Annotated in this window: 24 protein-coding genes; 16 read left to right on the forward strand and 8 right to left on the reverse strand. The window is 38.0% G+C overall.

All coding sequences use genetic code 11. The annotated features are described in order from the left end of the window. Positions 1 to 2 precede the first annotated feature (2 nt). The 8 genes from ACMZ42_RS15790 (at position 3) to ACMZ42_RS15825 (ending at position 5,623) form a co-directional block, all read left to right on the forward strand. Positions 3 to 341, forward strand: coding sequence for a Na(+)/H(+) antiporter subunit C (locus ACMZ42_RS15790; RefSeq protein WP_079562761.1), 339 nt, complete (start codon positions 3 to 5; stop codon positions 339 to 341). Continuing rightward, the gene (locus ACMZ42_RS15795; RefSeq protein WP_415731975.1) at positions 334 to 1,839 is read left to right on the forward strand and encodes a Na+/H+ antiporter subunit D; all 1,506 of its coding nucleotides are present in this window, start codon (positions 334 to 336) and stop codon (positions 1,837 to 1,839) included. Before ACMZ42_RS15790 ends, ACMZ42_RS15795 begins: the two co-directional genes overlap by 8 nt. Further along, on the forward strand, positions 1,839 to 2,321 hold the full coding sequence (locus ACMZ42_RS15800; RefSeq protein ID WP_386844898.1) for a Na+/H+ antiporter subunit E: 483 nt from the start codon (positions 1,839 to 1,841) through the stop codon (positions 2,319 to 2,321). Before ACMZ42_RS15795 ends, ACMZ42_RS15800 begins: the two co-directional genes overlap by 1 nt. Next, on the forward strand, positions 2,321 to 2,605 hold the full coding sequence (locus ACMZ42_RS15805; RefSeq protein ID WP_079562764.1) for a Na(+)/H(+) antiporter subunit F1: 285 nt from the start codon (positions 2,321 to 2,323) through the stop codon (positions 2,603 to 2,605). Before ACMZ42_RS15800 ends, ACMZ42_RS15805 begins: the two co-directional genes overlap by 1 nt. After that, entirely contained in the window at positions 2,583 to 2,942 is a 360-nt protein-coding gene (locus tag ACMZ42_RS15810; protein WP_079562765.1) for a Na+/H+ antiporter subunit G, read from the forward strand. The genes ACMZ42_RS15805 and ACMZ42_RS15810 overlap by 23 nt, the downstream gene beginning before the upstream one ends. 425 nt (positions 2,943 to 3,367) lie before the next feature. Then, the gene (locus ACMZ42_RS15815) at positions 3,368 to 4,165 is read left to right on the forward strand and encodes a transporter substrate-binding domain-containing protein (protein WP_415731976.1); all 798 of its coding nucleotides are present in this window, start codon (positions 3,368 to 3,370) and stop codon (positions 4,163 to 4,165) included. A gap of 83 nt (positions 4,166 to 4,248) precedes the next feature. Then, positions 4,249 to 4,908 (forward strand): amino acid ABC transporter permease, encoded by a 660-nt coding sequence (locus ACMZ42_RS15820; RefSeq protein ID WP_370079594.1) that lies wholly within the window; start codon positions 4,249 to 4,251, stop codon positions 4,906 to 4,908. Then, a complete protein-coding gene (locus ACMZ42_RS15825; RefSeq protein ID WP_415731977.1) occupies positions 4,901 to 5,623 on the forward strand; it encodes an amino acid ABC transporter ATP-binding protein in 723 nt (240 codons plus the stop codon). Before ACMZ42_RS15820 ends, ACMZ42_RS15825 begins: the two co-directional genes overlap by 8 nt. Before the next feature lie 197 nt (positions 5,624 to 5,820). Here the strand turns inward: ACMZ42_RS15825 and ACMZ42_RS15830 are convergent, their stop codons facing one another. Then, a complete protein-coding gene (locus ACMZ42_RS15830) occupies positions 5,821 to 6,219 on the reverse strand; it encodes a hypothetical protein (RefSeq protein WP_415731978.1) in 399 nt (132 codons plus the stop codon). A gap of 236 nt (positions 6,220 to 6,455) precedes the next feature. Between ACMZ42_RS15830 and ACMZ42_RS15835 the strand changes: the two genes are divergently transcribed. Further along, positions 6,456 to 7,271 carry a metallophosphoesterase gene (locus ACMZ42_RS15835; RefSeq protein ID WP_402873947.1) on the forward strand — a complete coding sequence of 272 codons (816 nt, stop codon included), beginning with the start codon at positions 6,456 to 6,458 and terminating at the stop codon, positions 7,269 to 7,271. 14 nt (positions 7,272 to 7,285) lie between these two features. On the opposite strand, the gene tatC is transcribed toward ACMZ42_RS15835, so the two are convergent. The 5 genes from tatC to ACMZ42_RS15860 all read right to left on the reverse strand — a co-directional run bounded on the left by tatC (position 7,286) and on the right by ACMZ42_RS15860 (position 12,509). Beyond that, the gene (gene tatC, locus ACMZ42_RS15840; RefSeq protein WP_415731979.1) at positions 7,286 to 8,131 is read right to left on the reverse strand and encodes a twin-arginine translocase subunit TatC; all 846 of its coding nucleotides are present in this window, start codon (positions 8,129 to 8,131) and stop codon (positions 7,286 to 7,288) included. Positions 8,132 to 8,142: 11 nt separating this feature from the next. Then, positions 8,143 to 8,346 (reverse strand): twin-arginine translocase TatA/TatE family subunit, encoded by a 204-nt coding sequence (gene tatA, locus ACMZ42_RS15845; protein WP_415731980.1) that lies wholly within the window; start codon positions 8,344 to 8,346, stop codon positions 8,143 to 8,145. Between the two features lie 160 nt (positions 8,347 to 8,506). Further along, complete coding sequence (locus ACMZ42_RS15850; protein ID WP_415731981.1) at positions 8,507 to 10,219, reverse strand: GMC family oxidoreductase; 1,713 nt, start codon at positions 10,217 to 10,219, stop codon at positions 8,507 to 8,509. Positions 10,220 to 10,233: 14 nt separating this feature from the next. Further along, positions 10,234 to 10,980, reverse strand: a complete 747-nt coding sequence (locus tag ACMZ42_RS15855) for a gluconate 2-dehydrogenase subunit 3 family protein (RefSeq protein ID WP_415731982.1) — start codon at positions 10,978 to 10,980, stop codon at positions 10,234 to 10,236. 344 nt (positions 10,981 to 11,324) lie between these two features. Continuing rightward, positions 11,325 to 12,509, reverse strand: a complete 1,185-nt coding sequence (locus ACMZ42_RS15860) for an alanyl-tRNA editing protein (protein ID WP_370079610.1) — start codon at positions 12,507 to 12,509, stop codon at positions 11,325 to 11,327. A 170-nt stretch (positions 12,510 to 12,679) separates the two neighbouring features. Here ACMZ42_RS15860 and ACMZ42_RS15865 point away from each other — a divergent pair, with 170 nt between their 5' ends. The 7 genes from ACMZ42_RS15865 (at position 12,680) to ACMZ42_RS15895 (ending at position 19,843) form a co-directional block, all read left to right on the forward strand. Then, a complete protein-coding gene (locus ACMZ42_RS15865) occupies positions 12,680 to 12,967 on the forward strand; it encodes a DUF6509 family protein (RefSeq protein ID WP_370045435.1) in 288 nt (95 codons plus the stop codon). A gap of 340 nt (positions 12,968 to 13,307) precedes the next feature. Continuing rightward, positions 13,308 to 14,453, forward strand: coding sequence for a VanZ family protein (locus ACMZ42_RS15870; protein WP_370079612.1), 1,146 nt, complete (start codon positions 13,308 to 13,310; stop codon positions 14,451 to 14,453). Between the two features lie 12 nt (positions 14,454 to 14,465). Continuing rightward, the gene (locus ACMZ42_RS15875; RefSeq protein WP_370079614.1) at positions 14,466 to 15,800 is read left to right on the forward strand and encodes an FAD-dependent oxidoreductase; all 1,335 of its coding nucleotides are present in this window, start codon (positions 14,466 to 14,468) and stop codon (positions 15,798 to 15,800) included. An 18-nt stretch (positions 15,801 to 15,818) separates the two neighbouring features. Next, a complete protein-coding gene (locus ACMZ42_RS15880; RefSeq protein ID WP_415731983.1) occupies positions 15,819 to 16,292 on the forward strand; it encodes a glutathione peroxidase in 474 nt (157 codons plus the stop codon). A gap of 564 nt (positions 16,293 to 16,856) precedes the next feature. Next, positions 16,857 to 17,624, forward strand: a complete 768-nt coding sequence (locus ACMZ42_RS15885; RefSeq protein ID WP_132363565.1) for an ABC transporter ATP-binding protein — start codon at positions 16,857 to 16,859, stop codon at positions 17,622 to 17,624. Then, positions 17,611 to 19,479: an ABC transporter permease gene (locus ACMZ42_RS15890; protein WP_370079618.1), complete on the forward strand. Its 1,869-nt coding sequence runs from the start codon at positions 17,611 to 17,613 to the stop codon at positions 19,477 to 19,479. The genes ACMZ42_RS15885 and ACMZ42_RS15890 overlap by 14 nt, the downstream gene beginning before the upstream one ends. A 1-nt stretch (position 19,480) precedes the next feature. After that, entirely contained in the window at positions 19,481 to 19,843 is a 363-nt protein-coding gene (locus ACMZ42_RS15895; protein WP_370079620.1) for a YxeA family protein, read from the forward strand. A 27-nt stretch (positions 19,844 to 19,870) separates the two neighbouring features. Here ACMZ42_RS15895 and ACMZ42_RS15900 read toward each other — a convergent pair whose 3' ends face one another. Together ACMZ42_RS15900 and ACMZ42_RS15905 are read right to left on the reverse strand one after the other, a co-directional pair. Then, positions 19,871 to 21,262 carry a sensor histidine kinase gene (locus ACMZ42_RS15900; RefSeq protein ID WP_415731984.1) on the reverse strand — a complete coding sequence of 464 codons (1,392 nt, stop codon included), beginning with the start codon at positions 21,260 to 21,262 and terminating at the stop codon, positions 19,871 to 19,873. Next, complete coding sequence (locus ACMZ42_RS15905; protein WP_370079624.1) at positions 21,259 to 21,981, reverse strand: response regulator transcription factor; 723 nt, start codon at positions 21,979 to 21,981, stop codon at positions 21,259 to 21,261. Before ACMZ42_RS15905 ends, ACMZ42_RS15900 begins: the two co-directional genes overlap by 4 nt. Positions 21,982 to 22,340: the final 359 nt, after the last annotated feature.

Genomic DNA, 22,340 nt, shown 5'->3' on the forward strand with positions numbered 1-22,340 from the left:
CAATGGAGTCTTTAATACTAGTGTTAGTTGGTGTATTAGTAGCTGTTGCGACGTACTTAATCCTCTCGAAACAGTTATTACGTGTGATTTTAGGAACGGCGGTCTTATCACATGCGGCACATTTACTGATTTTAACGATGGGTGGACTGAAGAAGGGGAATGTACCACTTTTAGAGGAATCTGAAGGCCCCTACACAGACGCTCTGCCGCAAGCATTAATTTTAACGGCAATCGTGATTAGCTTTGCGGTGACGGCGTTCGTGCTTGTTCTCGGTTACCGAGCTTATAAAACGAACGGTTCGGCGAATTTTGATGAATTGAGAGGTACGCCGGATGAGTAATATGATTGTTTTACCATTAATTGTGCCGGTTATTACGGCCATTTTACTTGTGTTTTTACGTGACAATGTTTTTTTACAGCGAATCATTAGTTTATTGACATTAAGCTTTGTTGTCCTTATTAGTGTCATTTTATTACAAGAGATTCAGAAACAAGGTGTAATGCGTATTGATTTTAGTGGCTGGGCACCACCATTCGGCATTTTATTTGTTGCTGATTCGTTCGCAATGCTTCTTGTATTAGTGGCGAATATTGTCGCAGCCATTTGTCTGTTATATGCCATTTTTACAATCGGTAAGAACTTTGAAAAGATGTATTTTTACCCGTTTGTCCTACTTATGGTAGCGGGTGTGAATGGCTCATTTCTAACAGGGGATATTTTTAACTTGTTTGTGTGCTTTGAGGTGATGTTACTTGCTTCTTATGCGCTCATTAGTTTAGGTGGAGAGAAAGTTCAGCTGCGAGAGGCATTAAAATATGTCCTTATTAATATTGTTGCCTCTTGGATTTTCCTAGTGGCACTAGCTTTTTTATATGGAACCGTTGGAACGTTGAATATGGCACATATTTCTGTCCGCGTGATGGAGCTAGGAGCTGACCCACTGATCACGACTGTGGCTCTGATTTTCTTAATTGTCTTTAGCTTGAAGGCTGGCCTATTATTATTCTTCTGGCTTCCAGGCTCATACAGTGTACCTCCAACAGCTATAGCAGCACTTTTTGCAGCATTATTAACAAAGGTTGGAATTTATGCACTCGTCCGCACTTTTACATTACTTTTCCCAAATAATACTGAAGTGACTCATATGGTGCTAGGAATTATGGCGGGAGTAACGATTATTGCTGGATGTATGGGAGCACTAGCAGGGCGAGATGTAAGAACAATTGCCGCTTATAACGTCCTTATTGGTGTTGGCTTTATAGTAGCTGGTCTAGCGATCGGTACGGAGTCTGCCTTACAGGGCGTAACATACTATTTGATGCACGATATGGTAGCTAAGGCCATGCTGTTTTTAGCAGTTGGCATGATGATGTATGTTACCGGTGAAACGGTTATTGATAAAATGAGTGGGCTTATTCGAAATTACCCTCTATTTGGCTGGTTATTCTTTATTGTCATGTGTTCCCTTGCTGGGATACCACCATTGAGCGGCTTTTTAGGTAAGGTTTTAATTGGACAAGGAGCTATTGAAGGAGGCAATTTTGTTCTACTAGGGCTAGGGTTTTTATCTAGTTTAATTGTTTTGTATTCACTATTACGAATATTTCTCTCCTCATTCTTTGGTGAAACGATTATTAGTCTAGAGGATGAAAAGCCGTTACCAAAGCGTATGGTCTTACCATTAACATTGTTGGTAGCTTGTACAATTGCTTTAGGAATTGGAGCTGAATGGATGGCTCCGTATGTAACAGATGCAGCAAAGACGCTCTATTCGCCATCGATCTATATTGATGCAGTGCTGGATGGCACAACATGGCAAGGTGAGGTGAATAAATAATGGCGATGCAATTTATCTTGAATTTATTTATCGCAACACTTTGGCTCTTGTTACAGGATGAAGTTATACCGCAGTTTTCGACATTTTTAATGGGGTTTATCGTCGGAATAGGGATTTTATATGCGATGCACCGCTTTTACGGCACACAATTTTATTTAAGACGTGTGTTCTCAATCATTAAATTATTATGGCTCTTTAATTGGGAGTTACTATTATCGAGTTACAGCGTATTAAGACAAATTACTACGCCGAAGCTCACTATTACTCCTGGAATATTTACGTATAAAACAGCGCTTAAAGGAGATTGGGAAATAACAGCTCTTGCGTTGTTGCTCACCCTGACTCCAGGTTCAGTCGTGATGGAAGTTTCTGAAGAAGGAGATCTGTTTTATATTCATGCAATGGATATTGAACAATCGAAAGAAGCTGTCATTCGTTCAATAGGGAAATTTGAACAAGCAATCATGGAGGTGACACGTTAATGATTGATAAAATTTTACTTTTGGCTCTTGCATTATTCAGTGTATCGATTGCGTTGTCGCTGTTTCGTGTGATTCGAGGTCCTTCGTTGCCCGACCGTGCCATAGCACTTGATACAATAGGTGTTAATTTACTTTCAGCAATCGCTATTGTCTCCATTATATTGAAAACAAAGGCGTATTTAGAAGCTATTTTAATATTGGGTATTTTAGCTTTTATCGGCACGATTGCGTTTACGAAATATATTGAAAGAGGTGTGATTGTTGAACGTAAATCAAATGATTGAATGGGCGGCAGTTATCCTTATATTGATTGGCTCCATTGTCAGTGTTATTAGCGCATTTGGGATGATTCGTTTACCCGACGTATACACGCGTTCACATGCTGCAACGAAAAGTTCGACATTATCGGTCTTAACATGTCTATTAGGCGCATTTATTTACTTTTGGGTGCATGATGGATATGTTAGTGTACGTTTAATTTTAGGAATTGGCTTTGTTTTTGTTACAGCTCCTGTAGCGGGGCATTTAATATGTCGTGCAGCGTATCGCTCTCGTGTACCTTTAGCGGAAGGGTCCGGGGAGGATGAGTTGAAGGAAAAGCTTTTTGCAGATGAAAAATAAAATAAGTGGCTGACCTCCATTTTGGGAGGTCTTTTGTTGAATAAAACTGCTTAAATATATTTATTACCAAAAGTTGGAGATTGTATTGGTACGCCATGCATAAGTTGATTGTAGTGGAGGCGCGGTGACTCCTTGGGGCTCGTCGGACGCCCCAAGGAAAGGGCCCAGCCGGAACGAAAATCAACCATACGTTATAATGATGAGCTTATTTTTTCTGAGGAATCTAAGTAGATTGATTTATCAGAAAATTAAGTGTATAATGTTTTATCGGAAAATTTTTAGTTTTGCTTGATTATTACTTCAAAAGGGTATATCTTATTAGCAGATAGATTTTTTATTCTCTAAAGTGAATAAATATCCATTTGATTATTTTCAAGAACTTAGATTTTCATAGATAATAAAACATAAAAAAGGGGATCGTGAATATGAAAAACAAAATTTTCATGCTAATGCTTGTTCTAGTAATTGGCGTATTAGCAGCATGTGGCGCAAAAGATGATAAGGCAAGCGATAAAAAATCAAATGCAAGCGAAGGCACAGAAGAAAAGCAAGTTTTAAAAGTAGGTACTTCATCTGATTATGCACCATTTGAGTATGTTGACGCTGCAAAGGGTGAAGATATTATTGGTTTTGATATTGATTTAATTAAATTAGTTGGTGACAAGATTGGTGCAGAAATGCAAGTTCAAGATATTGACTTTAATAGTCTAGTACCAGCTCTACAATCGGGTAAAGTGGATGTTGTTATTTCTGGTATGTCACCTGATGAAGAACGTGAGAAAGTTGTAGATTTCTCTGATAAATACAATCAAACAGAGCAAGTGTTTATCGTGAAAAAGGATAGTGGAATAAAAAAAGAAGCTGATTTAGCTGGTAAAAAAATCGGTGTTCAAAACGCTTCTATCCAAGAAAAATTAGGCAACAAAATTGCTAAAGAAGTAGATGCAACAGTTGAAGGACGTACACGAATTCCTGAAATTGTTCAAGACATGATGTCTAAGCGTTTAGATGCAGGGATTGTAGAAAGTGGTGTAGCAAAAGGTTACCTTGATACGAACGATAAACTAGAAGCGTTCCCGGTAAAAGAGCAACCTGAAGACTTTAAGGCAATTGCTGTTCAAAAAGGTAGCGATCTTAAAGATAAAATTAACAAAGCATTAAAAGAATTAGCTGATGAAGGTAAAATTAAAGAGCTAGAAGATAAATGGTTAAAAGTTAAATAAGCTAGTTGAACTGCGATAGCTCTATTCGAGCTATCGCTTATACTTTCATTTCTTAAAAAGAGCACAAGAAAGGAGGGGGCACTGTGAATTTAGATTTTACAGCAATCATTCCCTCTATCCCTTACATATTAAAAGGGATAGGTGTTACACTTCAAATTGCAATCGGTGCATCAATCATCGGTTTTATAGTTGGTATATTACTAGCGTTATGCAAAATTGGTAAAGTGAAAGTTTTGCGTTGGTTTGCAGATTTTTATACATCGATCTTCCGTGGCACACCGCTCGTACTACAATTAATGATTATTTACTACGCAGTGCCACAGTTATTAGATATTCAAATTGACCCAGTTCCAACGGCTATTATTGCATTTGGGTTAAACTCAGGTGCTTACATTTCTGAAATTATTCGCGCTGGTATTAATGCGGTAGATAAAGGACAGATGGAAGCGGCACAAGCACTTGGTATTCCATATGCAAAAATGATGAAGGATATTATTATCCCACAAGCAATAAAAAATATTTTACCATCTTTAGTGAATGAGTTTATTACATTGAATAAAGAAACAGCTGTTGTTACGGTTATTAGTGCACTTGATATTATGCGCCGTGCTTACATTGTAGGTGGAGCAACATATCGCTATCTTGAGCCTTTACTATTTGCAGGTATAATCTATTACATTATGACACTTGTATTAACGTTCCTTGGTAAACGAATCGAGAAAGGAATGAGAAAAAGTGATTAAAATTGAAGATTTACACAAATCATATGGAAAAAATGAAGTACTAAAAGGTATTTCAACAGAAATTAAAGAAAAAGAAGTAATTGCTATTATTGGACCATCAGGATCTGGTAAATCAACATTCCTGCGCTGCTTAAATTTATTAGAAGAACCAACGAGCGGAAAGATTACAATTGCTGGCGACATTCTAACGGACAAAGGGACGAACATTATGAAGATCCGTGAAGAAGTCGGCATGGTATTTCAGCATTTTCATCTTTTCCCTCATAAAACGGTACTTGAAAATTTAACATACGCACCGATTAATGTGAAGGGAATGGATAAGGCAGCTGCGATCAAAAAGGCTGAAGATTTACTAACGAAGGTAGGCCTATTTGAAAAGCGCAATGAATATCCAAGCCGTCTATCAGGAGGGCAGAAGCAACGTGTTGCCATTGCTCGAGCACTTGCAATGGATCCGAAAGTAATTTTATTTGATGAGCCTACTTCAGCTCTTGACCCTGAAATGGTAAAAGAGGTATTAGCTGTTATGAAAAATCTTGCTGATACTGGGATGACGATGTTAATCGTAACGCATGAGATGGGCTTTGCCCGTGAGGTAGCTGACCGTATAATATTCCTTGATGGCGGAAAGTTAATTGAGGATGCATCACCAGAAGAGTTTTTCACATCACCATCTACACAGCGTGCGAAAGATTTTTTAGAGAAAGTATTATAAACGATGAAACGCATTTAGACTTTCTGAAAGGAGTGTCTAAACGCGTTTTTTGTTTTTTGATGAGGTATTTATTTTGTTTTATCTCTTCGGGATCTCTATATCTTTCCACGGCTATGTTTGTTTATCAATTGGTAATTCTTTTGCCTGTATGACTGGTGTGTGGATATTTGCTGCTGTAGTCTCCTTATCGATCCTCTTCAAGTTTCGCTTGGTAGTATATCAAATAATTTTTTCGAATCTGCTATTGATAATTTAGTATATTTCGCATCATTCTCTACAAAAATGAATTGTTCATTTGAATATAAATAAATTAAATAGTAAGAAGACTTAACCTCTTTATTGGAATCTATAAAAGCAAAAGACATTCTATACTTTAATAACCCAAATGATGCCTCAGTTTCTTCTTTCCATTTAGCGTTATTAAGAATTTTATTTACGATTGAAACTTGGTCTTTATCTAGGATTTCTATACGTTCTTTATAATTTCCTTTGTCATCGGCTATATCCAATATAATTTTTTGGGCATTATTAGAACATCTGGTACAAAAAAAGAGGAGTACTAAAGCAAAAGATACTATAGTTGTATTTTTTAACAAATAAAGCACCACCTATTCATAATTTTTAATGAATTTTATCACTTATGACTTTTATTCTCTATTTAGAGGGACCCCTTTAAATGTAACGTTTTTGGGATACTCTTTATATGTAATCTAATGATTTTATGTGTATGTGCTTACAATTACTTTGTTTTATGCTTATAATAGGAGGGTCAGATTTTATCTTCATTCAGGATTGATTTGATGAATAAGTAGCCTAGGGTGAGCGATTGCGATTGAAAAAATTATTATATTTAGCTTTTTTTCTTGTTTTTATAGTCATTTTTTTGTACGTAAACAATCACTGGCTGGTTGTAAGCAAGTATGAATTCGAGTCAGAAAAAGTGCCTGCCAGCTTTGATGGGCTACGCATTACGCAAATATCAGATTTACAAGATGCTCTCTTCGGCGAACATCAAGAGAAACTCATAGCAAAGGTGAAGACAACAAATCCTGACCTGATTTTTATTACAGGTGATTTAGTTGATAGTAATCGCTATGAATTGGAGCGAAGCTTACAGGCTGTTAGAGGATTAGTTAAATTAGCGGATGTCTATTATGTACTAGGAAACCATGAAGTAGCGACGAATAAAGTGAATGTAATTTATGAGGAGCTATCATCGTTAGGAGTACATATATTGTCCAATGAATCGACCGTCATTGAGCGCGACGGGGAGCGCTTGGCGATTGTTGGCATAGAAGATCCGTTATCGGGTAGAACAACGAAAGAAATGCTAAAGATAGCGACAAAAAATGTTCAACCGAATGTTCTAACGATTTTACTAGCACATCGACCAGAAGTGTTTAATACGTATGTGGAATTTGGAATTGATTTAGTATTTGCAGGACATGCACATGGCGGACAGGTTCGTATTCCTGGTATTGGCGGTCTTTACGCCCGAGGACAGGGAATATTTCCGAAATATACGGCTGGTCTTTATGAAGAAGGAACAACAACGATGGCCGTTAGTCGAGGATTAGGTAATAGTTCAGTACCTATGCGAATTTTTAATCCACCAGAAATTGTTGTCATGGAATTAAAGAAAAAATAAGCACTGCGTCATTGCTACGCAGTGCTTTCTATTTGTTTACGCTCTATACGCTTAACAAGATAGATGCTTATTTCATATAAAATAATCATTGGAATTAAGATGAGTAGCTGACTAATAAAATCTGGTGGGGTAATCAAAGCAGAACCAACGCCCATCCCGATATAAGACCAGCCTCGTATTTTTTTCATGGATTCAGCCGTTAATATACCAATGGACGACAAAAAGAGGGCTACGATTGGTAATTCAAAGAGTAGTCCAAGTGGTACGGTTGTCATCACTAAAAAATGCATGTATTCATTTGCGGATACCATAACATCAAAATTAGTTGCTCCTACACTTACTAAAAATGAGTAGCTGAGTGGATTAACAATAAAATAACCGAAAGCTACGCCTGATAAAAAGAGTATAAGCATGACAGGTGCATAAAGACCGAGGAAGCGGCTTTCTTCTTCTTTTAAACCTGGCTTTACGAAGCTCCACAAAAAATGAACTAAAAATGGCATAGATAGCCCGAATGCTAGTGTTGTGGAAATCGTCATATAAAATTTGACAACCTCTAATGGCCCTAAAATAATTAGTGAATGTCCTCGTGTTACATAAGGAAACCAAATATTAATGGTAGAGAATACAATAATAAAAAATAAAATAAATACGAAAAGCCCTTTAATAATTTGTTTTCGTAGTTCAGTAAGATGTTCAAGTAATGATGCAATTGGGAAAAGTGGTTCATCAGCTACCACATTCTGTTCAATTGTCTCTACTGGAACTTCAACAAAAGCCTCCATAGGGGTGAGAGGCTCAGCTTCTTTCTTATCAAGTGGACTTAAATATTTCCTTTTTCCTTCTTCATATGGATCCATAGGACAACCTCCTACGAAACGTCAGATTTTTTTTCTTCTTTTTTCGCTGGATCATCCTCATCATCAATAAGCCCCTTCGTGGACTTTTTAAACTCTGCAAATGTTTTACCGACTGCGCCTCCGATTTCAGGCAATTTTTTCGGACCAAACACGATTAAAACAATGACTAAAATGATGATTAACCCAGGTAATCCAATTGCTCCAATACCTCCCATAGTCTTGCCTCCTTTTAATAAAATGTTTATTATGTCAATCGTGCCGCGGCATAATTGTTGCTGTCGCTTCGCTTTCGCACAGATAAATTGCCACAGGACGTGGTGTTCTTAGACTGAGTTCTTCTATTTTAGCGGGTGTCCAAACACCCGCTAAAAGAAGTTATACTAAGGAACCACCTGATTTGCTATATTTCACAACACCCTCTGCACAGCGGTAGGCTAGCGCCCCTAAAGTACCTGTTGGGTTATAGCCACTATTGTGTGCGAAGTTTCCGGCACTCACAGCAAAAAGATTTTCTACATTCCAATGCTGCATGTAGTTATTCACAACGCCATCCTCTGGCTTTAAGCTCATAACTGTTCCGCCTGTATTATGGGTTGTTTGATACGGTACAATATTGTAATCAGTGATTTCAGCGTTGGGGACAACAATTTTAGCGCCCATTTCTTTCATAATGTCAGCTGCACGTGCTGAAATATATTTATGAAGTGCACGATCCTGATCCGTAAAGTTGTACGTTAACTGCATTAGAGGTAAGCCGTAAGCATCCTTATAAGTAGAATCAAGAGACAAATAATTTTCTTTATGTGGCATCGAAGCACCTTGTGCACCAATCCCGAATGAACGCGTATAGTAATGAATAGATTGCTTTTTAAATTCTGATCCCCATGTTGGCGTATCAGGAGGTGTTGGGTTCGAGCCGATAGGGCGTGCACCTGTTTGTGTTAAAGCTATATTTCCACCGTGAATAAAATCTAAGTCACTATGGTCGAAATTATCACCATTATAGTCATCTAAACTCACACCGAGTGAACCTGCACCCATAAAGGTGTTATACTGCTCATCGAAGAAACCTGCTGCTCCAGGTAGTATTTGATAGCAATAGTTTCTTCCAAGTGTCCCTTTTCCAGTAGCCGGATCATATCGTTCTCCAATGTTAGAGACCATCAATAGTTTGGCATTATTAAAGACATAACTAGTAAGTACAACAGCGTTTGCTGGTTGAATAAATTCTTCACCAGATATCGTATCGATGTATCGGACACCAGTTACTTTATTGCCCTTCTTTAAGATTTCAACAACATTGGAATTATAGCGTAAGTCAAAATTACCTGTTTTTAATGCAGTAGGAACAACAGTAATCTCTGCAGATGATTTGGCGCCATATTCACAGCCGAAGCGCTCGCAGAAGCCGCAATATTGACAAGCGTTTATCGTTTCACCGTCAGGATTCTTATAAACTTCTGATACGTTTGCAGAAGGTACCATGTAAGGTGATAATTTTAATTTTTTTGCAGCTGTTTCAAATTGCGTAAGCATTGGTGTCATTTTCATAGGCCCAGTCGGATAAGGATTTGAACGTTTTCCGCTAAATGGATTTTTATCATCTCCGGAAATACCTGCCGTTTTTTCGAATTTATCGAAATAGGGCTCAAGTTCATCGTATGTTAATCCCCAATCCTGTAATAAATATTCAGGTCCAAGTTTATTCGCACCATAACGTTTATCTGTCAATGTTTTAATTTGAAAATCATATGGTAAAAAGCGATACGTCATACCGTTCCAATGTGTCCCAGAGCCACCAAGCCCTTCTCCAAGTAAAAAGGAACCAAGCTGACGCATAGGCAATGCTTTCATATTGCGATTATTACGGAAGCTTACTGTTTCCTTAGAAAGGTTTTGCATTATATCGTAACGAATTGCATAACGATACTCGTCGTGGATCGTCATATAATCTTCTGTGCCGCGCTTTTGTCCGCGCTCTAAACCAACGACCTTTAAGCCTGCCTTCGAGCATTCTGCAGCGACAATGCCGCCGGTCCAACCTACCCCGACTGTTACAACGTCTACACCAGGTAATGTTTTTGCCATTTTCTAACCCCCTATTAGTGGCTACCTAATGAATTAGGCTCAATTTTTTGGAATTTCGGTTCTTCGATTTGCGTAATATACGCCATTTGATGACCAGGGAAGCCTTTCATGCGCCAGCCATCCATATTACGGTTTCCACCATATATTGGGTCAGAATAAGCACCTTCTAATGTAGCTGCACGTAATAAAGTAAAGAAGAAAGCAGATGTGACGCCACTCATTTGTACGTCGCCTTTCTGGAAGGTAGTTAAAATTTCATCCATTTGCTTAGCATCTATATCATTGAAGCTCTTTTTATAGCGATTCTGTGCTTCCGACTCTAACCTTTGAACACCTTGCTTAAAAATTTCTGCACGCGTTAAACGACTCTGATAACCTTGTGTTGGAGCACCCTCACCGAATGGTCCATGCATATATTCTTTAGAATTACTGCCATATTGCCCTGCTAACTGATGGTCGATAAAGTAAGGTACATCTAAGCCCTTTGCCCCTGGACCTAAATCGTCCTCAGGGAAAATACGTTCAGTAGCATTTGCTAAAATATTAAAATCTCTTTGATTCATAAAAAACATTTTGGCTTTTGGCGAGCCAGTCTCTTCAGTAGCAGTTCCATGCTGACCATGCTCTAGCGTGGCAGTTCCTTTACCAGGCATGTTATAGCCTACAAGACCACCTATTAATCCACCGCTGACTAATGTACCTGCCGCGATCCCTGTTGTTTTTAAAAAATTACGACGTGAAATATCTTTTTCAGGACTCATAGAAATCCTCCCCTCAAAATGTATAGAAACTATTCTTTTTTTTATAATCAGCAAAAAAAGTAAATTATAATCAGGTATACCTGGAAAAATTTTTAATTTAATCCAACTGGGGAATCGATTTGATGTAATCGAGATAGATTGTGGATAAGTTGTGCGTTAATTGTGGGTAACGTGTGGATAAACGAAAGCTACTAAGAGATCGATTACTACAGCTGAGCAAATGTCTGTGGATAATCATCGATGGGGGAGACAGCGGCAATAGAATGTTCAGCAAGTGATGATGTGCATAAATGAATAAAGGAGCTTCCCAAGTAATGGGGAGCTCCTATCATCGAAAAGGTTAGTTATTTAAGTACTTCTTGCATGGCTTCAAATAGTTGCTCAGCAGAAATAATACGCTCGCCACCGCCTTGTACCATCTGATCACTGCCACCGCCTTTCCCGTTAACGAGTGGCAATGCTTTTGCAGCAATGTCCTTCATACTTTTCTCAACTTTTGCACCACGTGCTGCGACAAACTGAAGCTTGTCTTCATTTTCTGAAACGAGTAAAACGATCGCTTCTGTCTGCTCAGCGACAGTAGTTCTTGCTAATTTTTGAAGCTCTTGCATAGTACGCTTAGTAAAGGCTGCAGTAATAATACGTTCTTTACTAGAAACTAGCGCTTTTGCTTCATAATTTAGTAGCTCCTCTTTTGCTACCACGAGTGCTTTTTCTGTATTTTTCTGTGTTGTTAAGACTTTTGTAAGTGCTGTAGCTGCTTCCACTTCAGGTACACTCAATTGTCTTGCAACGTCAGCTAATACTTTCTTTCGCATGGCAAGCTCCGCTAAAATTCGATGACCACAGACAAAAGAGACACGAATATTGCCTTTCATTTTTTCAGTGCCAAGGATTTTTATCGCACATACTTGTCCTGTGGATGTTGGGTGGGTACCGCCACAACCGTTGTAATCAAAATCAGGAATAATAACAAGTCGAATATCTCCTGTGACGGCTACCTCTTTACGAAGGCTATAGTTCTCAAGTTCTTTTTCTGTAATCCATTGCGTTTCAATTGGAAGATTCTCTAGAATAATTTCATTGGCACGGGCTTCCGCGGCCACAAGCTGTTCTTCCGTTAGGGCATCTACGGCAATATCAATTGTGACCTGCTCACTACCTAAATGGAAGCTAACAGTTGGTGCATCAAAAAGCTCGACAAAAGCCGCTGTTAAAATATGCTGACCTGCATGCTGCTGCATATGATCGAAGCGTCGTTGCCAATTCAATTTACCATGCACTTCTCCAGCTAAATTTGAAAAGTCGCCTTGAATATAATGACGAATTTCATCATTAATTTTCTCAACATCGATGACCTCGATATCATTTAAAGTACCTGTATCATGAGGTTGTCCGCCTCCTGTTGGATAAAATGCAGTATTTGATAGCACCACGTAGTTACGGCCATCTATATCGGTTCCTTTATTGACAACTGTTGCATTAAATTCACGTAGCATAACGTCTTGATAATATAGTAGTTCTTTCAAGAATTAGCCTCCTCCTTTATGTAAAGTATCCTTAAGAGAATCACATCTCTCAATTATTTTATTTTCATTTTGGCATAATTACTTTCAAGTGTATACGAGTTTTCTAGTTGACCCATGCTGAATTTGATTTAATATATAAAAGAACAGGTTAACTAAAAGGAGATCATACAATGGAAATTACACAATTCTCAATGGAAGAAATTTTAGATCCAACAAACATTATTGAAGGTAAGCGTTATGAATTTATTTTAGATGTAGATATTGATGAAGAAGATGAGCTTTATCATGAAGCAGGAATTGAGCTTCGTGTACTAATTGCTGAAAAAGGTGAAGAGCCATTTATTTTAAATTACTTCATCCTAGAAAAAGCTAAAGGTGAGTATTTAGATTTTGCATTAGAGGATGAAGAGCTAGAAGAGATTTTAGCATTTTGCAAAGAGGAAATTGCAAAAGCATAGTATGCTCGTGTAAAAGCCTTTCCAACAAAAATTAATATTTTTTCCTTTGATAAAATTCCGCTTTTCTTTCCGTAGTCAGGCACGAGGTACATTGGTGTACTCTTGTTTGTCTCCTGGGAGTCTATGCGGAATTTTACTTTACATCAATAATAGCTAATTAAGAATTATTTAAGATTGGTGAAATATTCGTGTTGTGTTCAAGTGCTAAACTAAGTTTAAGATTATTTTTAAGTTTATCACTAACGCGGCTCATCGGACACACCGCGCCTAGGAAAGCGCCCAGCCGGAACGGAAATCAACCCTATGGTGAAGAGCCGATTTTTAAACGAAGAGGTGTTCTATGTCAGTTTATACACATTCAATAATGGTAGCTTTTTTAATAACAATTTTCGCATCCTTTGTGCTATTTGTACCTTGGCTAATTTATACGTATCGGAAATATGGCTACTTATCTGTATCCAAAACGATTATTACGTTCTCATTTATTTTTTACTTCTTATCGGCTTTATGTTTAGTCTTATTGCCTTTCCCAGAAACACGAGATACTTGCTCTCTACAAGCTGCAGATACAGTCCATTATAATTTACATCCTTTTCAATTTGTCACTGATATTTTAAAGGATAGTGGGATTGTTCTGACGAATCCATCAACGTGGGTGTATATACCGAAGCAACCTGCTTTTTACCAGGCATTCTATAATTTCTTACTGCTCATGCCTTTTGGTGTATATTTGCGTTATTTTCTTAAAAAAAGAGAGTACTGGAAGCGTGCATTTTTATATAGCTTTTTGCTAACATTGTTTTATGAGGTAACCCAATTTACGGGAATTTATGGCATCTTTAATTGTGCGTATCGAATCTTTGATGTGGATGATTTAATGCTTAACAGTGTTGGTGCACTATTAGGATTCTTTTTAGCTCCTGTTGTGTGGGCGCTGTTTCCTTCGCATGAAGAGGTAGCGGCTAAGGCAGCAGAAATGGTCGAAAAAGATATCGTCAAGCCATTATCTATTTTGTTAGCACTAGCAATGGATTTGATTATCGCACAGTTCATTTTGTTCTTCGTGGGTGTCGTAACAGGTTATAGTGATATGTTCGAATTTTTAGTAAAAATTGCTTTGTATATGTTGCTATTTGGTGTTGTTCCAAGCTTTACAAATGGGGCAACATTAGGGATGAAGTTTATGCGTTTTACAATGGTCAGTGAAAACGGCAAAAGTATCATAAGTCAATCTTGGCGCCGTTGTGTTGCTATTCTCGTAGTAGTATGTACTTCGCAAATGATAACAACTTTTGGCCATGTTCAATTAGATATGGATTCACCATTTTATGTACTGCAAATTGTCATTACATTGCTAGCCTTTATTGCGAATTTTGTTCTAACGATGGTCATTGCTATTCATGTAATACGTGTCATTGTAAGTGGAGGTAAACGCCGTTTTTATATGGACTATTATGCAGGCTTACTAGCAACGAGAAAAAAATAGGGGGATTGTTGGATGAAATACGTAATTATCGGAGGAGATGCTGCCGGAATGTCAGCAGCAATGGAAATTTATCGAAATGTACCAGGAGCAGAGATTACATCTGTAGAACGTGGATTTATTTATTCATATGGGCAGTGTGGCTTGCCCTATGTTGTAGATGGGCGTATTTCATCGACAAAGCGTCTTATAGCAAGAGATGTAGAAACGTTTCGTGATAAGTACGGTATTGATGCTCGTGTTGGTCATGAGGTTAACGGAATTGATGTAGACAAGAAGCTTGTTTTTGGAACACAGTCGTCTGGGGAATCATTTGAAATTCCTTATGATAAGCTACTGATTGCAACAGGCGCGGATCCTATTATGCCAGTGGAAAAGGGCTCAGATTTAACTGGGATACACACGGTGAAAACAATACCTCAGCTAGATGATTTACTAGCCGATTTAACGCCAGATATAGAAAATGTAACAATTATAGGTGCAGGCTATATTGGACTAGAGATGGCTGAGACGATTCATGCTTGCGGCAAAAAAGTGAGATTAATTCAACGAGGTAGCTATGTAGCTAGGATTCTAGATGAAGAACTTGCACAACATGTTCATGAGGAAGCGAAAAAGAATGATATCGAACTTGTGCTAAATACAAAAGTAGAGGCGTTTGAGGGGAATCACCGTGTTGAGCGTGTGATGACGGACAATGGCACATATGATACGGATTTAGTCATTATGGCTGTGGGAATTAAACCGAATACACAATTTTTAGAGGGAACAGGCATAGCACTAGCTAAAAATGGTGCAGTCATCGTCAATCGACATTTAGAGACATCTGTTGAAAATATTTATGCTGCGGGCGATTGTGCAACGCATTTTAATATTGTGAAAGAACGTTTAGATTATATACCTCTTGGAACGACAGCTAATAAGCAAGGTCGTTTAGCGGGACTCAATATGTCGGGCAAGTTTGCGCCGTTTCGTGGGATTGTAGGTACTTCGATCTTAAAGTTTTTCAATTTAACGATTGCCACGACTGGTATTAATGAGCGCAATGCTAAAGAGCTAGGTTTTGAATATGAGGCATTTAAATTGTCTGCGCGTCATATTGCAGGATATTATCCAGGTGCCCAACGGATGTTTATTAAAATTGTTGTTCGTAAACGAGATCAACAGCTTTTAGGTGTACAAATTATTGGTCCGGCAGGTGTTGATAAACGGATCGATGTGTTTGCGACAGCCTTATACAATAAAATGACGTTACCAGATTTACTAGATTTAGATTTAGCCTACGCGCCTCCATTCAATGGTGTTTGGGATCCTCTGCAGCAGATTGCCAGAAAAAATGCGCGATTATAACATAGGGGGTAATTAGAAATGAACATTTACGACATTCAAGTTGCTCTAGAAGATGGTGCTGAATATAGCTTAGATCGTTATAAGGGTAAGGCAATGTTAATTGTTAATACGGCTTCCAAATGTGGTTTTACACCGCAGTTTGAAGAATTAGAGGGTCTATATAAAAAATATCAGGATGAAGGCCTTGTTATTCTTGGCTTCCCATCAAATCAGTTTAAGCAAGAAGTTGCGACCGCTGAGGAAGCGGCATCACAATGTCGTTTGACATATGGGGTGACGTTCCCTATGCATGAAATAGTGAAGGTCAATGGGAAGGATGCACACCCTATTTTTGAGCATTTGACATCCCATTCAAAAGGCTTTCTCGGCAACAGTATAAAGTGGAATTTCACAAAATTCCTTGTGAGTCGTAATGGTGAAGTCGTTGGACGCTATGGATCAGCTGATAAACCAAGTAGCTTTGAGGATGATATTAAAAAAGTATTAGCATAAAAAAGATAGAGGAAGGATTCACGCACAAGTTTGTGTGTGAATCCTTTTTTTGCTCTGTGAAAGGTGGAGATGTCGATAAAATTCAGAAGTTGGGGGATAAAACGTGAAAGTTGGTAGATAAAATTCAAAAGTTGGGTGATAAATCCCAAAGGTGTTCCGATAAGACTCAAAAGTTGGATGACATTTTGTTAAAACGTATGTCATGTGGATCAGTTGATTGGAGTAGAGAAAAGTAAGAGGATTCACGCACAAGTTTGTGTGTGAATCTTTTTTTGCTCTTTGAAAGGTGGAGATGTCGATAAAATTCAGAAGTTGGGGGATAAAACATGAAAGTTAGTAGATAAAATTCAAAAGTTGGTAGATAAAATTCAAAAGTTGGTAGATAAAATTCAAAAGTTGGGTGATAAATCCCAAAAGTGTTCCGGTAAGACTCAAAAGTTGGATGACATTTTGTTAAAACGTATGTCATGTGGATAGGTTGATTTAAGGTTGTTGTAAGCTTGCGACAATTTTGTTGTAAGTTTGGGGTCGTATACTAAAGTCAGAAAGAAGAGGTGAGCGTTTATGACGCCATTATTAAAGGTACAAAATGTAGAAAAAACTTACGGCAAAGGCGCAAATACATTTACAGCGCTATCGAATATATCATTTGAAGTAGAAAAAGGAGAGTTTGTTGGTGTAATGGGGCCTTCAGGGGCTGGGAAATCGACGCTACTAAATGTGTTAGCGACAATTGATACACCGACGACTGGTGAAATCATTATTGGTGATACAAACTTAGCGCGCATGAAGGATGCAGAGTTAGCAGATTTTCGTCGCGACAATCTAGGTTTTATCTTCCAAGACTATAACTTACTCGATTCTCTAACAGTTCGTGAAAATATCGTACTGCCACTTGCGATTGCAAAAGTGCCAACAAAAGCAATTAACGCAAAGGTAGAACGCATAGCTACACTGTTTGGGATAAAAGAGTTACTCGATAAATACCCATACCAAATTTCTGGTGGACAAAAACAACGTACAGCATCATCACGTGCATTAGTTACAGAGCCGAAATTAATTTTTGCGGATGAGCCGACTGGTGCTCTTGATTCAAAATCAGCAACAGACTTACTTGAAAGTTTAAGTGATTTGAATAATTCTCAAGCGTCCACTATTATGATGGTTACGCATGATGCATTTGCAGCAAGCTTTTGCCAGCGCATTCTATTCATTCAGGATGGACAGCTTTCTAAGGAAATTCATCGTGGTACTCAAACGAGAAAGCAATTCTTCCAAGAGATTTTACAGGTGCTTGCTGGCATCGGAGGTGGAGTAAATGACGTTATTTAGTTTAGCGCGTAAAAATATTCAGCGTAATTTGTCGAACTACTTTTTATATATCGCTTCGATGGTTTTTAGTATCGTCATCTACTTTACGTTTGTAACATTAAAATATAATGATGATATTTTAGCCTCACAACAATTTTCACAGCAAATTAAAGGCTTGATGAGTGGATCATCTGTTGTGTTGTTATTCTTTATCGTCATCTTTATTGCGTATTCCAATTCGTTTTTTATGAAAAAACGAAAAAAGGAAGTAGCACTTTACTCGCTATTAGGTGTACGTAAGCAGAAAATCGGCTTAATGCTCTTTTTTGAGAATTTAGTGATCGGTTTTGTCTCTTTAGTACTAGGGATTGTTCTTGGATTCTTTATGTCACAAGGGTTATTAATGATTTTAGTACGTTTAATGGGCTTTGAGGTTGTAGGAAGTTTAACATTTTCCCCTGAGGCTCTAGTAAATACAACATGGATTTTTGCACTACTATTTTTATTCACATCTTTACAAGGCTATCGTGTCATCTATCAATTTAAATTGATTGACCTGTTCCATGCTGAGAAGCAAGGAGAGAAAATTCCACGTGCATCATTCATAGCAGCTATACTTGGGACAGCGTTACTTGCATTTGGTTATTATACAGCGTCTGAAGATATCTTTACGAGTAACATTTGGAGATTCTTCACAGTTCTAGGTACTCCACTTATGGTTATAGGTGTGACAATTGCAGGGACATATTTATTATTCCATAGTGTTAGCGTATTTGTGTTAACCGCGTTGAAAAAAGCAACTTCTTGGTCATGGAAAGGCTTGAATTTAATTGGTGTATCACAATTATTGTACCGTATTCGAGCAAATGCTAAATCTCTTTCAATCATCGCTATTTTAAGTGCGACAACGATCACAGCAGGTGGCGGCGTTTTCGGAATGTACTACAATGCGGAAGCCAGTGTACGTCAAGCGCTACCTAATACATTTATGTGGAAGGGCGATACGATAAAATTCTCTCAAGAAGACGTCTTATACAACGAATCGCTTTCTGTAAAAAATTTACGCGTGGATAATGAATTTTCGTTTTTTGAATATACATTATTAAAGGAATCTGACTATAATCGTCTAGCAAAATTGCAGGGGAAAGATGAACAACTGCACATTGCAAATGGTTCAACAGTTTTACTTGATGCAAGCTTCGATGAACGTTTTTCACATGATTTTACGGGTGAAGAATTTAAATTGGAGAACGGGGAATCATTCCATGTTGATAAAATGTATACAGAGAGTGTATTAAACTATGTTGGAGCTGGTACAGTCCTCGTTGTAAATGATAAAGTGTTCGCTGCAACAAATGCAGAAGGTGTTAAAATACAGGTAGTTGGTATGGATAATGACTTGAAGCAACAGGCTATTTCAAAGGAAATTTACAATCAACTATCTACTGAACAGCAAGAAGGGTTTTCAAGTGTTCCGCAAAGTTATGAGGCAGGTTTAGCTACTGTAGGATCACTATTATTTGTAGGAAGCTTTTTAGGATTAGTATTTTTAGCAGCGACAGGAAGTATTATTTACTTCAAAGTTTTAACCGAGGCAGAGGAAGATCAACCTAAATATGCAATTTTAAATAAAATCGGTGTTAACAAAAAACAAATATTAAAAACAGTCGCAGGGCAGGTTGCCGTTATTTTTAGTGCACCACTCGTTGTCGGCATCGTCCATAGTGCATTTGCGCTACTAGCCTTTTCACAGCTATTTAGTATGGATATAACTAAACCAGTAATACTGTGGATGATTGCGTATTCAGCAATTTACGGCATATATTATATCTTTACAGTTCGTTCATTCTATAAAATTATTAGACAGGGGAATTAATATGAAAAAGGTTTTCTTAGGTATAGGAGCATTGTTCTTATTGTTCGTAGCAGGACTTGTTGTTCTGATGACCGTTGATTTTAACCGTTTAAATAAAGAAGCATACTATGTTCATATCACTACTGATGGTGAAGTAAAGGAATATAAGTTAGATAGTGGAGAAATTATGAAATCGTATTGGTACGAGATACCTGCTTATGACGAAAACGGTAAAGAGCAAACATTAAAGTTTTCAGCTCAGAAAAATTTACGACACGATGCTTACATGAAGCTTTATGTAAAAAAAGAAACGGAAGTTACTTCATATGATGAAGTGAAATTCGACGAGCTACCTGCAAAAGTACAGGAGCTAATGAAGAAATAACAAGAAGGAGTAGTCCCTAGTATCGGGCTACTCCTTTTTTTCTTCTTGTAATTGAATGCTGACAGTTGTCCCTTGTTGTTCTTCAGAGGTAATATTTACAGTTCCTCCGTGCGCTTCAATAATATCTCTAGCAATAGCAGTACCTAACCCAGTACCATGTGTTTGCTCAGTATTTGTACCTCGATAATAGCGCTCAAAAATATGTTCAAGGTCTTCTGCAGCAATGCCGTTACCGTTATCAGAAATCGTAATAGAATGATCATCAACAAGAACATTGACTGCAACATCAGAAGGATTATGGAGCAATGCATTGTGTAAAAAATTCATCACCGCTCGTCGCATAAAGTGCTCGTCAATGTGATGCTTGATGACTTCTTTAGTTGCATTAAATTCAATATTAGCCTGCTCATATTGTGGAGTATTAAGTGTATCAATAACGATTTCGCGAATAAATTGCACCATATTTACCTCGGTTAAGCTTAGGGGAAGCTGCTGATGTCTTAATCGCATAGTTAAATTTAAATCATCCAATAAATCTTGCATATGCAATGATTGTTTTTCGATAATCTGAGCATATTCCGTTTGTTCATAAGGAGTTGATTTTCCATCATTCAGTAGCTCCGCATAACCACGAATTGAGGCAAGAGGTGTTTTCATATCGTGTGACACATTACTGATCCATTCCTCGCGCATCATCTCTAATCTTTTACGTTCCTGCTCATGTGCAGCAAGCTCTCTCGATACTTCATTTAAATTTTCAAAAACTGGTTTGTAAACACCACCAGGCATTTTACTAGGCATATGCTCACGATTCTTTAAATGACGAATACGTTCAATCATTGCATGTAGAGGTTTGGTCAACGTACGACCGAAAAGCCATCCAACTAGTGTAGCTACTAATAGGTCGGCAATAACAATGAATAATCCAAACTTGCCAATAAACTGTAATACTGATGAGCCAGAAAAATGCATGACTAATCTTGTAATACCACTACCCTTAATACCAATAAGATAACTAACATCATCTTTACTGCCTACATACACCGTAGTGTCACCATCAAACTCTTTATATTTATATACTTGAATTAAATCGATGGGTGCATAATGGGATTGAGCCTCATCTGGTGCAAAATGAGATTCAAGGACCTGACCATTAACATCAAGTAATTGAATCCAAGCATTTCGCTGATGTAAGTGTTGCAGCCCCTCTTCATTTACTGAAGGCGTACCATTATTAATTTCAATATACTTCTGGAAGTCCCGGACAAAGCTTTCCTCTGTAGTTGCCTGTACACCATCATAATCATTTGATAGTCGATAAGTGAGAAGCCCGACTAGAATGGCCGTATTGACGAAAATGACAATAATAACAATAGACAGCACAGACAGAAGGAATCTAGCTGTTAATTTCCATTTCATGCTTGCTCCTCTTTTGGAACGACAAATTTATAGCCAAGCCCTTTTACAGTTGTAATATACATAGGTTTTGATGCATCATTTTCAACCTTTTCACGCAGACGTCGAATATGCACCATAACAGTGTTGTCTGAGCCGAAAAAGTCCTCTCCCCATACACGTTCAAACAGAGTTTCTTTACTTAAAATTCGATTAGGATTGTTCATAAAGCAAGCCATCAAGCCGATTTCCTTCGCCGTTAGCTCTAATAAAATGCCGTCTTTATGTACTTCCGTTTCATCCCCATTAAGCAAGAATGGACCAACTTGAATCGATTTCGCGGAAGTTACTGGCGCTGCTTCCTGCGTTTGATAACCAGCTCTGCGAAGCTGTGCTTTCACACGATAGGCGACCTCTTTAGGACTAAAAGGTTTCGTAATATAATCGTCCCCTCCGATCGCAAGTCCTAAAATTTTATCAATTTCCTCATTTTTCGCTGACATGAAAAGCACCGGCACATGCGACACTTCTCGAATACGTCGACATAAATCGTAGCCCTCGCCATCAGGAAGCATCACATCAAGAAGTACAATATCGGGTTGTGTCTGTTGAAAGCTCGTCCAAGCTTCTTGAATGGAGCCAGCTGTATGAATTTGCTTATAACCTTCTTTTTGTAGGCTGACTTTTAGAAGGTTTGCTAAATCTGCCTCATCATCCACCACTAGAATAGTTGGTTCTTGCATTGTTCACACGTCCTTTCTTTTTTATTATTGTAAATCGTCATTAGAATTTTAAGAATAGTGTATAGCTAATAAGTTTTGCAGTAGCGCGATAAACAATTCCTTATTACCCTAAAAAGATTCTTCAATATAACGTGGAGTTGATTACCGTTCCGAATGAGCACTTGGACCAAAAGGATGTTGGTCACGAAGGCGTTATCACAGGAAGTGATGGTCTTAGCCTTCGTTCCTCTACTTACTCGCTCCAGGATCTCATTTGTGACACTGGTCGCCAAGTCTTCACTCCAATCAACTCATATAGATGGTACATGTTTTAACAAATTTCATCCCTGATTTTTTGTGATGAGTCCTAAAGAAGTTTG

This window comes from Lysinibacillus sp. NPDC056185 (genome assembly GCF_047737915.1).
Classification (GTDB): Bacteria; Bacillota; Bacilli; order Bacillales_A; family Planococcaceae; genus Lysinibacillus.

Excerpts from the sequence above, each read along its gene's own strand:
- ACMZ42_RS15865 (WP_370045435.1), top strand. The coding sequence starts at position 12,680 with ATGGAAATTACACAATTCTCAATGGAAGAAATTTTAGATCCAACAAAC.
- ACMZ42_RS15875 (WP_370079614.1), top strand. The coding sequence starts at position 14,466 with ATGAAATACGTAATTATCGGAGGAGATGCTGCCGGAATGTCAGCAGCA.
- ACMZ42_RS15795 (WP_415731975.1), top strand. The coding sequence starts at position 334 with ATGAGTAATATGATTGTTTTACCATTAATTGTGCCGGTTATTACGGCC.
- ACMZ42_RS15880 (WP_415731983.1), top strand. The coding sequence starts at position 15,819 with ATGAACATTTACGACATTCAAGTTGCTCTAGAAGATGGTGCTGAATAT.
- tatA (WP_415731980.1), bottom strand. The coding sequence starts at position 8,346 with ATGGGAGGTATTGGAGCAATTGGATTACCTGGGTTAATCATCATTTTA.
- ACMZ42_RS15905 (WP_370079624.1), bottom strand. The coding sequence starts at position 21,981 with ATGCAAGAACCAACTATTCTAGTGGTGGATGATGAGGCAGATTTAGCA.
- ACMZ42_RS15885 (WP_132363565.1), top strand. The coding sequence starts at position 16,857 with ATGACGCCATTATTAAAGGTACAAAATGTAGAAAAAACTTACGGCAAA.
- ACMZ42_RS15805 (WP_079562764.1), top strand. The coding sequence starts at position 2,321 with ATGATTGATAAAATTTTACTTTTGGCTCTTGCATTATTCAGTGTATCG.
- ACMZ42_RS15855 (WP_415731982.1), bottom strand. The coding sequence starts at position 10,980 with ATGAGTCCTGAAAAAGATATTTCACGTCGTAATTTTTTAAAAACAACA.
- tatC (WP_415731979.1), bottom strand. The coding sequence starts at position 8,131 with ATGGATCCATATGAAGAAGGAAAAAGGAAATATTTAAGTCCACTTGAT.
- ACMZ42_RS15850 (WP_415731981.1), bottom strand. The coding sequence starts at position 10,219 with ATGGCAAAAACATTACCTGGTGTAGACGTTGTAACAGTCGGGGTAGGT.
- ACMZ42_RS15895 (WP_370079620.1), top strand. The coding sequence starts at position 19,481 with ATGAAAAAGGTTTTCTTAGGTATAGGAGCATTGTTCTTATTGTTCGTA.
- ACMZ42_RS15790 (WP_079562761.1), top strand. The coding sequence starts at position 3 with ATGGAGTCTTTAATACTAGTGTTAGTTGGTGTATTAGTAGCTGTTGCG.
- ACMZ42_RS15900 (WP_415731984.1), bottom strand. The coding sequence starts at position 21,262 with ATGAAATGGAAATTAACAGCTAGATTCCTTCTGTCTGTGCTGTCTATT.
- ACMZ42_RS15815 (WP_415731976.1), top strand. The coding sequence starts at position 3,368 with ATGAAAAACAAAATTTTCATGCTAATGCTTGTTCTAGTAATTGGCGTA.
- ACMZ42_RS15890 (WP_370079618.1), top strand. The coding sequence starts at position 17,611 with ATGACGTTATTTAGTTTAGCGCGTAAAAATATTCAGCGTAATTTGTCG.
- ACMZ42_RS15800 (WP_386844898.1), top strand. The coding sequence starts at position 1,839 with ATGGCGATGCAATTTATCTTGAATTTATTTATCGCAACACTTTGGCTC.
- ACMZ42_RS15870 (WP_370079612.1), top strand. The coding sequence starts at position 13,308 with ATGTCAGTTTATACACATTCAATAATGGTAGCTTTTTTAATAACAATT.